The following is a 10,794-nucleotide window of genomic DNA, read 5'->3' as shown; positions in this document are numbered from 1 at the left end:
CCATGCCCAGTTTCGAGGCGAGCGTGCTGCCCGCCGCGGACATGGCCACCGCCGTCGGCCGCTACTTCGCGGGCGCGGCGCACGCACGCACCTGGCACGTCGAGACCGCGATGGACTGGGCGGCGGCCGACGCCGGGCGCCTGACCGAGGGGCAGCGGTCCGCGGTGGAGTTCATCACGATCATCGAGGACCACCTGCCCGGCTACTTCGCCCTCTACACCGAGAACTTCCCGGTCGACGCCTCGGTCGGGCCGGGCCTGTACGTGCACAACCGCGAGCTGTACCACTTCACCGTGCGCTGGGCCGCCGAGGAGGACAGCCACGCCCGGGCGCTCGCGCGCTACCAGTGCGCGTCCGGCCTGCGCGACGAGGACGCCGTGCGGCAGGCACTGGCCGGGCCCGGCCAGGGGCGGTTCGAGCTCCCGTTCGACCACCCGGTCCAGTTCTTCGCCTACGCCCTGGTGCAAGAGAAGGCGACCCAGATCTACTACCAGCAGCTGCGGGCGGTGGTCGGCGACCCGGTGCTGGGGGAGGTGCTGACCCACCTCTCCCGCGACGAGGCCCGGCACTTCACCTTCATGGCCGACGTGGTCGCGGCCTACCTGCGCGTCCACGGCGACGCCGTGCTCGACCCGATCCGCGCCGTGATCGCCGAGTTCCGCATGCCGCTGGCCGGCACACTGCGCGGCTACTGGCGCTGGGCGCTCCGCATCGCCGACACCGCCCGCTACGACCACACCGACGCCTACGAGCACCTGATCAAGGTGCTCAACCGGGCGGTGGACGCCCGCAGCGACCGGCTCGGCGAGCTCGTCGCGTTCATCGGCTCCTGCCGGACCCTGGGCGGCTAGGGACGACGAAGGTCACTTCGCTGGGGTAGCGCGCTGTACTCGCGGGTAGGTGTCTGGCAGGGTCGGTGGCTCCGGCCGCGTTCGCGGGCCGCGTGAAGAAGGGGTGAGCACGTGCCCGGGACACTGGAGAAGATCGCCCACGGGCGCCGGGGTGAGCAGGAGATCCGGCGGCTGGAAGGGCTCCTGCGCCTGGAACGGCCGCAGTTCGCGCCCGGTCTGGTGCACGAGTGGGTGGCGCGCGAGTTCGCCCGGTTCGACGACGCCCCGGTGCGGGCCTACATCCCGATCCTGGTGGAACGCGCGGTCCGGGCGCGGCTGCGCGCGACGCCTGTGGTGCCCTATTCGTCCGCAGTGGAGCTGGTGGATTGGGCGCGCGGCACGGCAGAGATTCTGCTGGCCGGGGAGTTGCCGCGCCGCTGGCGGCACACCCGGGGAGTGGCCGGACGCGCCGGCGAGGTGTCCGCGGTCCTGCCGCCTGCCGAGCGAGCGGTGCTGGTCGCGGCCGCGTGGCTGCACGACATCGGGTACGCGAGTCCGGTGTCGGCCACCGGGCTGCACTCGCTGGACGGCGCCCGGTTCCTGTCCCGGCTCGGCGTCCCGTCGCGAGTGTGCGCGCTGGTCGCTCACCACTCGGGCGCGGCGGCCGTCGCCTCGTTGAGCGGGCTCGCCAGCGAGCTCGCCGAGTTCCCGGACGAGCGCGGGCCGGTGCGGGACGCGTTGTGGTACTGCGACATGAGCACCAGCCCCTGGGGCGAGCCGGTCTCGTTCGAGGAGCGGATGGCCGAAATCCAGTCCCGCCGGGGCCCCGAGGACCCCGTGGTCCGGGCGCTCGCGATCAACCGCGCCGAGCGAGCCGCGGCGGTCGAACGGACCGCCGAGCTGCTCCGGCGAATCGGACGCTGACCGGCCGTTGTCACCCGATCGGACCCATGCCCGGCCACCTCGCCATGTTGTTGTCCCGGAGGTTGCAGCGGAGGTTCATCGGCTGTTCTCCGTCGCGGAGCACGCTGAACGACGCACACGGTCCGGGCGGAGGAACCTGTCATGGAGTTCAGGCATCTGGTGTCGTTCCTGGCGATCGCCGACGAGCTGCACTTCGGGCGGGCGGCGGCGCGGCTGCACCTGACCCAGCCGTCGCTGAGCCAGCAACTGCAACGGCTGGAGCGCACCCTCGGCGTCGAACTGGTCGCGCGCACCTCCCACGAGGTGCGGCTGACCTCGGCGGGCCGCGCGTTCGAGGTCGAGGCCAGGGCGATCGTCAACCGGATGGGCAAGGCCGCCCAGTCGGCGCGGGAGGCGGCGGCCGGGCGCACCGGCACGATCAGCGTCGGCTACAACTTCCCCGCCGGGCAGCACATCCTGCCCGCCACACTCGCCAAGATGCACGCCGAGTACCCCGACGTCACGGTCAAGCTGGAGGAGAAGCGCACCGGGCCCCAGCTGGCCGCCCTCGCCGAGGGCACGCTCGACATCGCGCTCGTCTACGGCCGCCCGGTCACCTCCGACTTCCAGTACCGGCGCCTGCTGCAGCTGCCGATGGTCGCCGTCGTCGGATCCGGGCACAAGTGGGCAGGCCGCCCCGGCGTGCCGTTCGCGGAACTGGCGCGCCAGCCGTGCATCCTGTTCGACCGCGAGCAGTGCCCGGCGATGTACGACGCGATCCTCGCCGCCGCCGAGCGCACCGGGATCCGGCTCACCGTCGCGCACGTCCTCGACGACCCGGGCGCCACCGCGATCCTGGTGTCGGTCAAACCGCTCGTCGGGTTCGCCTCCGCCTCCCGCGGCATGCTCGCCGGCTCCGCGGTCGGCGGCGTCCGCCCGGTGCCGGTGCAGCTCTACGACCCGGTGCCCACGATCGACCTCTACGCGGTGTGGCGCGACTCCGGGGCCAACCCGCTGCAGGAGGTCTTCCTCGACTGCCTGGAGGCGGTCGGCCCGTTCCAGATCCCGGCGATGCGCGCCGAAACGCGCGCGGCGCGATAGGCAATTCCAACCGGGCGTTCGCCGAATACGCGTTGCCCCATTCCGTGGGCGCCCGAAGAATTGTCGTACGTGAAGACTTCGTTCACCGGGAACGGTTTCGCCCTGGCAGCCGACCGGGGCCTGTATTCGGTACTCGAGGAAGGGCTCCGGCGCGATCCGGACCGCCCGGTCCTGTCCCGCGTGGCCGACGGCGCCTGGCGCGACGTCACCTACGCCGAACTCACCCGCCACGTCCGCGCCGCCGCCGCCGCGCTGCGCGGGCACGGCGTGCGCCGCGGTGATCGCGTCGCGATCCTCGGCCGCACCTCCTACGAGTGGGCGGTCGCGGACTTCGCGGCGCTGGCGCTCGGCGCGGTGACCGTGCCGGTCTACCCCACGGCCTCCGAACACCAGATCCGCCACATGCTCACCGATTCCGGAGCACAGTGGTTCGCCGCCGAGACCGACGACGACGCCTCCCGGCTCCAGGCCGCGGGCGCGGGCAAGGTCTGGACCTTCGCCGAGGTCGGGTCATGGCGCGACGACGCGGCTCCGCCGGTGGACAGCCCCGTGGCGGCCGTCGACCTCGCGACCATCGTCTACACCAGCGGCACCACCGGCCTGCCCAAGGGCTGCCTGCTCACCCACGCCAACATGTACGCCTCCTCGGCCAACACCGTGCTGCAGACGGACTGGCTGTTCCACCGCGCCGCCCCCGGCGACACCGCCCCAGCGGCCACCTTGCTCGCGTTGCCGCTGTCGCACGTGTTCGGCCGCACCATCCTGCTGTCCTGCCTGATCGCGGGCACCCGCACCGGCCTCGTCGCCGGGATCCCGGACCTGCTGCCCGCGCTGCGGCAGTTCCGCCCGACGTTCCTGGCGCTGGTGCCCTACGCGCTGGAAAAGGTGCGCAAGCTCGGCGGCGACCTGCTCGCCCCCGCCCGCTACGTCATCTGCGGCGGAGCCTCGCTGGACGACACCACCGCCGCCTTCTACGCCGAGGCGGGCACCGAGATCCTCAACTGCTACGGCCTGACCGAGGCGGCGACCGCGGTGACGGTCAACGCCCCGGCCACCAACCGGCGCGGCACGGTCGGCCGCCCCATCCCCGGCACGACCGTCGGCATCGCCGGCGACGGCGAGGTGCTGGTGCGCGGCGCGAACGTCTCGCCCGGGTACTGGCCCGGTTCGGTCGAGGGCGATCCCGGCTGGCTGCACACCGGCGACCTCGGCGAGCTCGACGACGACGGTTACCTGCGGATCACCGGGCGGCGCAAGGAGATCCTGGTCACCAGCGGCGGCAAGAACGTCGCGCCGACCCTGCTCGAGGACCGCATCCGGCTGCACCCGAAGGTCAGCAACTGCATGGTCGTCGGCGACGGCAGGCCGTTCGTCACCGCACTGATCACAGTGGACGGTCCGGTCTCGCCCGAGGAACTCCAGCCGGTCGTGGACGAGGCGAACAGCCTGGTCTCCCGTGCCGAGTCGATCCGCGCGTTCCGGATCGTGGCGGGCGACTTCACCGTCGAGGCCGGCCAGCTCACGCCGTCGATGAAGCTGCGCCGCGCCGTCATCGAAGAGGCCTACGCCGCCGACATCGCCCAGCTGTACGGCACGTGAATACCCGCTCAATTCCCCGCCGGTAATTGTTTCCGGGTTGTTTCGGGAATTGTCCGGCCCAATCGCGCCATGACGCCTGCGCATTCGCGTTGATACCGCGTCGCGGCCGAACCGAGAATTGATCCGTATCCGCTGGTCCGACAGGAGTCCGATCATCATGTATGACGTCATCGTCGTCGGTGCGCGCTGCGCCGGGTCGCCCTTGGCCATGTTGCTGGCCCGCCACGGTCACCGGGTCCTGGTCGTCGACCGGGCGAGCTTTCCGAGCGACACCGTGTCCACCCACTACCTCCACCAGGCCGGGCTGGCCCGGCTGCAGGACTGGGGCCTGCTCGACCGCCTGATCGCCACCGGCGTCCCCGCCATCCGCGAGCTGAACTTCACCTACACCGGCATCGACATCCGCGGCTTCGCCGACCCGATCGACGGCATCGACGCCGTGTACTGCCCGCGGCGCACCGTCCTGGACGAGCTGCTGGTCGGCGCCGCCCGCGAGGCAGGCGCCGAGGTGATCGAGGGCTTCACCGTGAGCGAGCTGGTGTTCGACGGCGACCGCGTCATCGGGATCCGCGGGTCCGCGGGCGACGCGCCCGAGCAGGAGTTCCGCGCCCAGGTCGTGGTCGGCGCCGACGGCGCTGGCTCGATCGTCGCGCAGCAGGCAGGCGCGCAGACCTACCGGCACGTGCCCGCCGCCGGGTTCATCTACTACTCCTACTACAGCGGCCTGGACTGGGGCATGCACCACCGCACCGGGTTCGGCGAGCAGCAGTTCGGCACCTGGCCCACCAACGACGGCCTCAACCTGCTCGCGATCATCCGGCCGCGCGAGCGGTTCAGCGAGTTCCGCGCCGACCCCGAACGGCACTTCCAGGACATCTTCGACCAGATCGACCCGGAGATGGGGGAGCAGCTGCGCGACGCCGGCGAGCGCGAGGAGCCGTTCCGGCCGATGCGCTACCCGGACAACTACTACCGCCGCTCCTGGGGCCCGGGCTGGGCGCTGGTCGGCGACGCCGCCTACCACAAGGACCCGTTCACCGGCTGGGGCATCACCGACGCGTTCAAGTACGCCGAGCTGCTGGCCCAGCAGCTGCACAGCGCCCTGTCCGGCGAGCGGTCGCTGAGCGACGCGCTGTCCGACTACGAGAAGGTGCGCGACGCCGAAAGCGCCGGCACGTTTCAGCTCACGGTCAGCCTGTCCACGCTCAAGCTGACCCCCTACTACGACGCCGTCTTCCGGGCCACCAGCCAGAGCCCGTCCTACACCCGCAAGTTCTTCGGCCTCATCGCCGGTGGCTACCACGGCGAGGAGTTCTTCGCCCCGCACAACCTCGAGCAGCTCTACGACGAGGTCGGCACGCCGGCCGCGCAGCGCCTGCTCACCAACCCGGGGGAGTAGCGACACCGATGCCCGCGATCCGGATGACCGTGCTCGGCGACAGCTTCGTGGAAGGGCGCGGCGACCCGGCTCCCGGCGGCGGCTGGGCCGGCTGGGTGCCCCGCTTCGCCGGGGCGCTCGGCCTGCCCGCCGCCGCGGTGCGCAACCTCGGCACCCACGGCGCCACCACCGCCGACGTGCTGGAGCACCAGCTGCCGCGCGCCCTGGCCCCGAAACCGCCCCTGATCGGCGTCGTCTGCGGCGTCAACGACCTGGTGTCCGCCTACCAGCCGGACGCCTTCCGCGCCAACCTGCGGTCCCTGTTCGGGGCCCTGCGGGGCTTCGACACCACCGTGTTCACCGCCAACTACCCCGACATCCCCGGCAACCTGCCGGTGCCCGGCGGGTTCCGCCGCCTCCTGCGCGACCGGTTCGCCGCCGCCAACGCCGTGCTGGCCGAGGTCACCCGCGAGACGCGGACCCTGTGCCTGGACCTGGCCGGCCGCCCCGAGTGGAACGGGCCCGGGCTGTGGTCGCCCGACGGCCTGCACCCCAGTCCGGAGGGGCACCGGGCCTTCGCCGACGCCGTCGCCGACCTGGTCACCGAGGCCACCGGACTGACCACAGCCGCCTGAGCGAGCAATTTCGAGAGGAAGACCGTGAGCGAGCACCCCGAGCTGCCGGACCGGCGGCTGGCCCGCACCCCCATCGCGATCGTCGGCATGTCGGGCCTGTTCCCGATGGCCCGCAACCACCGCGAGTACTGGCAGAACATCGTCGACGGCACCGACTGCACCACCGACGTGCCGGCTTCCCGCTGGAGCCTCGACGACTACTACGACGCCGACCCGTCCGCCCCGGACAAGACGTACTCGCGGCGCGGCGCGTTCCTGCCCGATGTGGACTTCGCGCCCCTGGAGTTCGGCCTGCCGCCCAACCAGCTCGACGTGACCAGCACGATGCAGACGCTGAGCCTGGGCGTGGCGCGGGACCTGCTGCGCGACGCGGGCGCCGAGGGCGAGTGGTACGACCCCGCCCGCACCGGTGTCGTGCTCGGCACCACCGGTCCGGTCCCGCTGATGCACCCGCTGGCCGCTCGGCTGTCCACGCCGGTGCTCAAGGAGGTCGTGCGCAGCTGCGGTCTGTCCGGGGAGGACGCCGATGCGATCGCCGACAAGTACGTGCAGGCGTTCGCGCCGTGGGAGGAGAACTCGTTCCCCGGTCTGCTGGCCAACGTCGTCGCCGGGCGGGTCGCCAACCGGCTCGGGCTGGGCGGCATGAACTGCACCGTCGACGCCGCGTGCGCCGCGTCGCTCTCGGCGCTGCGCACGGCGATCGCCGAGCTCGTCGACGGCCGCGCCGACACCATGATCACCGGTGGCGTGGACACCGAGAACACGATCTTCATCTACCTCTGCTTCTCCAAGGTCGGCGCGCTGTCCAAGAGCGGCACCATCCGGCCCTTCGACGACAACGCGGACGGCACCCTGCTCGGCGAGGGCATCGGCATGCTCGCCCTGCGGCGGCTGGCCGACGCCGAACGCGACGGCAACCGGATCTACGCGGTGATCCGCGGTCTCGGTTCGTCCAGCGACGGTCGCTCGAAGAGCATCTACGCGCCGCGCGCCGAAGGGCAGAAGGTCGCGCTGGAGCGGGCGTACGAGGACGCCGAGGTCTCGCCGGCGTCGGTGGAGCTGTTCGAGGCGCACGCCACCGGCACCGCGGTGGGCGACCGGACGGAGCTGACCGCGCTGGGCGAGGTCGTCGGCGCCGAGTCCGGTGAGGCGCGGTTCGCCGCGCTGGGCAGCGTGAAGTCGCAGATCGGGCACACCAAGGGCGCGGCGGGCACGGCGAGCCTGATGAAGCTCGCGCTCGGCCTGTACCACAAGGTGCTGCCGCCGACGATCAATGTGGACCGGCCCAACCGGGTGCTCGACGGCGAGGTTCCGTTCTACGTCAACGTGAAGACCCGGCCGTGGATCCGCGACCCGCACCGCCCGGTGCGGCGGGCGGCGGCCTCGGCGATGGGCTTCGGCGGCACCAACTACCACGTGGTGCTGGAGGAGCACGACCCGGCGCGCGGCCCGGTGCTGCACCGCACCGCGACCGCGCACCTGTGGCACGCGCCCACGCCGGCGGAGTTGCTGGAGCTCGTCCGGTCGGGTGCGCCTGGTGTGTCCGGGGAGATCCCGGCCGCGCACGCCCGAGCCGGTTTCGTCGCGGCGGACGACTCAGCGGCCGAGGAACTGCGGTCGTTGCTGGTGGCGCAGCTGGAGGCCTCTCCGGAGGTGGCGGAGTGGTCGCACCCGCGCGGGGTGTTCTTCCGTCGGCAGGCGATGCCGGACCTGAAGATCGGCGCACTGTTCGCCGGGCAGGGCAGCCAGTACCTGGAGATGGGCCTGGACGCGGCGCTGAACAACCCGGTCGTCGGGGCGGCGCTGGACGAGGCGAACGCCGTGTTCGACGGCGACGACCTGCGGCTGGCGCAGGTGGTGTTCCCGCCGCCGGTTTTCGACCCGGAGGAGCGTCAGCGCCAGGAGGCGACCCTGCGGCGGACCGAGTACGCGCAGCCGGCGATCGGTGCGTTGTCGGCGGGCCAGTTCCGGTACCTGCGCGAGCTGGGGCTGCGCTGCGACGGGTTCCTGGGGCACAGCTTCGGTGAGCTGACCGCGCTGTGGGCGGCCGGGTCGCTGTCCGATGTGGACTTCTTCAGGCTGGCGAAGGCCCGCGGCGCGGCGATGGCCCCGGTGTCCGGGGACGCGGGCGCGATGGCCGCGGTCAGCGCCTCGCGTGCGGAGATCGCGGACCTGCTCGTCGGCGATGTCGTGGTGTGCAACCACAACGCGCCGGACCAGGTCGTGGTGGGTGGCGCGTCGGAGGCGGTCGCGCGTTTCGTGGAGCGGTGTGGTGAGCGGGGTGTTCCGGCGAAGCCGCTGCCGGTGGCGGCGGCGTTCCACACCCGGTTCGTGGCACACGCGGTGGACGCGTTCCGGCCCGCGGTGGAAGCGGTGACGTTAGGATCGCCGGCCGCGCCGGTCTACGCGAACTCGCCCGGCGCCGCCTATGGCACGGATGTCGAGGCCAACCGGCGCACGCTGGTCGAGCAGTTGCTGCAGCCGGTCGAGTTCGTGACGGCGCTGGAGGCGATGCGCGCCGCGGGGACGACGGTGTTCGTCGAGTTCGGGCCGAAGCAGGTGCTGACCGGCCTGGTGCGCCGCACGCTCGGCGAGGACGTCGTCGCGATCCCCACCGACGGCGGCCCCCTCGGCGACGGCGACCTCGCGCTGAAGCAGGCCGCGGTCCGGCTGGCGGTGCTGGGCGCGCCGGTGACGGACATCAACCGGTTCGACGCGCCTCCGGTCGAGGTGCCGGAGCCGTCCGGGATGACGGTGCGCCTGTCGGCGCCGGAGTACGTGTCGGCCGAGCGGCGCGAGGCGTACTCGCGCGCACTGTCCGACGGGTACCGGGTCGCGGCCGCCGACGTGTCGCCGGTGAATGTTCCGGAGCCGGTGAGCGTGCCTGCGCCGGTGAGCGTGCCGGCGCCGGTGAGTGTCCCAGAGCCGGTTTCCAGGGAGGCTGAACCCGCGGTCGCCTCGCGCCCGCCGGTGCCCGAGCCGGCGCGGGCCCACGAGGTGGGCGCGGCGCTGCAGCAGCACATTACCGTGCACGGGGAGTTCCTGGACAGCCAGCTGCGGGTGGCCGAGCAGCTCGCGGCGTCGGCGCGGGAGGGTCTCGATCCGGCCGTCGCGCAGGCCGTCGCCGGGCAGAGCATCGCGATCGGGCAGGCGCACACGCGGGCCAACGAGATCCTGGCCACCCTCGCCGGCCTCGAGTCGGGCGCGGCGCCGGTGCCGTCCGGTGTGGACGCCGAACTGGCCGCCCTGATCGAAGCCACCCCGCCCCCGACCCCAGCGATTCCCGAACCAGCCCCGCTCCCGCCTGCCACAGCGCCCACTGCGATGCCCGAAGCCACCCCGCTGCCGCCCGCCGCGACACCCACTGCGATCCCCGCGGCCGCCCCACCCTCGAACGGCGCGGCACCCGGACCGGACGTCCGGTCGGTGCTCCTCTCCGTGGTAGCCGAGAAGACCGGCTACCCGGTGGAGATGATCGACCCCGGTATGGACCTGGAAGCCGACCTGGGCGTGGACTCGATCAAGCGGGTCCAGGTCCTCGGCGCGGTCCAGGAACGCATCCCCGGCCTACCGGAGATCGGCCCGGAGCAGCTGGGCGAACTGCGCTCCCTCGACCAGATCGTCGCCTACCTCGATGGCGGTGTCCCGAGCACGGGTTCGGACGTGCGATCAGTCCTGCTGGAAGTGGTGGCCGAGAAGACGGGCTATCCGGTGGAGATGATCGACCCCGGTATGGACTTGGAGGCGGACCTGGGTGTGGACTCGATCAAGCGGGTCCAGGTCCTCGGCGCGGTCCAGGAACGCATCCCGGGCCTGCCGGAGATCGGCCCGGAGCAACTGGGCGAGCTCCGCACCCTCGACCAGATTGTCGTCTACCTTGACGGCGGTTCGCCGAGCACGGGTTCGGACGTCCGCTCAGTCCTGCTGGAAGTGGTAGCCGAGAAGACGGGCTACCCGGTGGAGATGATCGACCCCGGTATGGACTTGGAAGCCGACCTGGGTGTGGACTCGATCAAGCGGGTCCAGGTCCTGGGTGCGGTGCAGGAGCGCATCCCCGGCCTACCGGAGATCGGCCCGGAACAACTCGGCGAACTCCGCACCCTCGACCAGATCGTCGCCTACCTCGATGGCGGTGTCCCGAGCACCGGTTCGGACGTCCGGTCGGTGCTGCTGGAGGTGGTGGCTGAGAAGACCGGCTACCCCGTGGAGATGATCGACCCCGGTATGGACCTGGAGGCCGACTTGGGCGTGGACTCGATCAAGCGCGTCCAGGTCCTGGGTGCGGTGCAGGAACGCATCCCCGGCCTACCGGAGATCGGCCCGGAACAACTCGGCGAACTCCGCACCC

The 10,794-nt window shown here is 72.1% G+C and carries 7 protein-coding genes; all 7 read left to right on the top strand.

Annotation, left to right across the window (positions count from 1 at the left end):
• Positions 1-2: 2 nt before the first annotated feature.
• Positions 3-851, top strand: coding sequence for an acyl-ACP desaturase (locus tag L2C96_RS03865; protein WP_237335139.1), 849 nt, complete (start codon positions 3-5; stop codon positions 849-851).
• A 111-nt stretch (positions 852-962) separates the two neighbouring features.
• Entirely contained in the window at positions 963-1,754 is a 792-nt protein-coding gene (locus L2C96_RS03860) for a three-helix bundle dimerization domain-containing protein (protein WP_237335138.1), read from the top strand.
• Between the two features lie 141 nt (positions 1,755-1,895).
• Positions 1,896-2,834 carry a LysR family transcriptional regulator gene (locus L2C96_RS03855; protein WP_237335137.1) on the top strand — a complete coding sequence of 313 codons (939 nt, stop codon included), beginning with the start codon at positions 1,896-1,898 and terminating at the stop codon, positions 2,832-2,834.
• Between the two features lie 69 nt (positions 2,835-2,903).
• The gene (locus L2C96_RS03850) at positions 2,904-4,433 is read left to right on the top strand and encodes an AMP-dependent synthetase/ligase (RefSeq protein ID WP_237335136.1); all 1,530 of its coding nucleotides are present in this window, start codon (positions 2,904-2,906) and stop codon (positions 4,431-4,433) included.
• A gap of 157 nt (positions 4,434-4,590) precedes the next feature.
• Positions 4,591-5,832, top strand: coding sequence for an NAD(P)/FAD-dependent oxidoreductase (locus L2C96_RS03845; protein ID WP_237335135.1), 1,242 nt, complete (start codon positions 4,591-4,593; stop codon positions 5,830-5,832).
• An 8-nt stretch (positions 5,833-5,840) separates the two neighbouring features.
• Positions 5,841-6,446 (top strand): SGNH/GDSL hydrolase family protein, encoded by a 606-nt coding sequence (locus tag L2C96_RS03840; RefSeq protein WP_237335134.1) that lies wholly within the window; start codon positions 5,841-5,843, stop codon positions 6,444-6,446.
• 24 nt (positions 6,447-6,470) lie between these two features.
• Positions 6,471-10,794, top strand: a 4,324-nt coding sequence (locus tag L2C96_RS03835; protein WP_237335133.1) for a type I polyketide synthase, incomplete at its 3' end; no start/stop codon positions are given.

Source organism: Amycolatopsis tucumanensis (assembly GCF_021654135.1).
In the GTDB taxonomy this organism is placed as follows: Bacteria; Actinomycetota; Actinomycetes; order Mycobacteriales; family Pseudonocardiaceae; genus Amycolatopsis_E; species Amycolatopsis_E tucumanensis.
The sequence above is the reverse complement of the archived record's forward strand: the minus strand, read 5'-3'. Positions and strand labels throughout refer to the sequence as shown.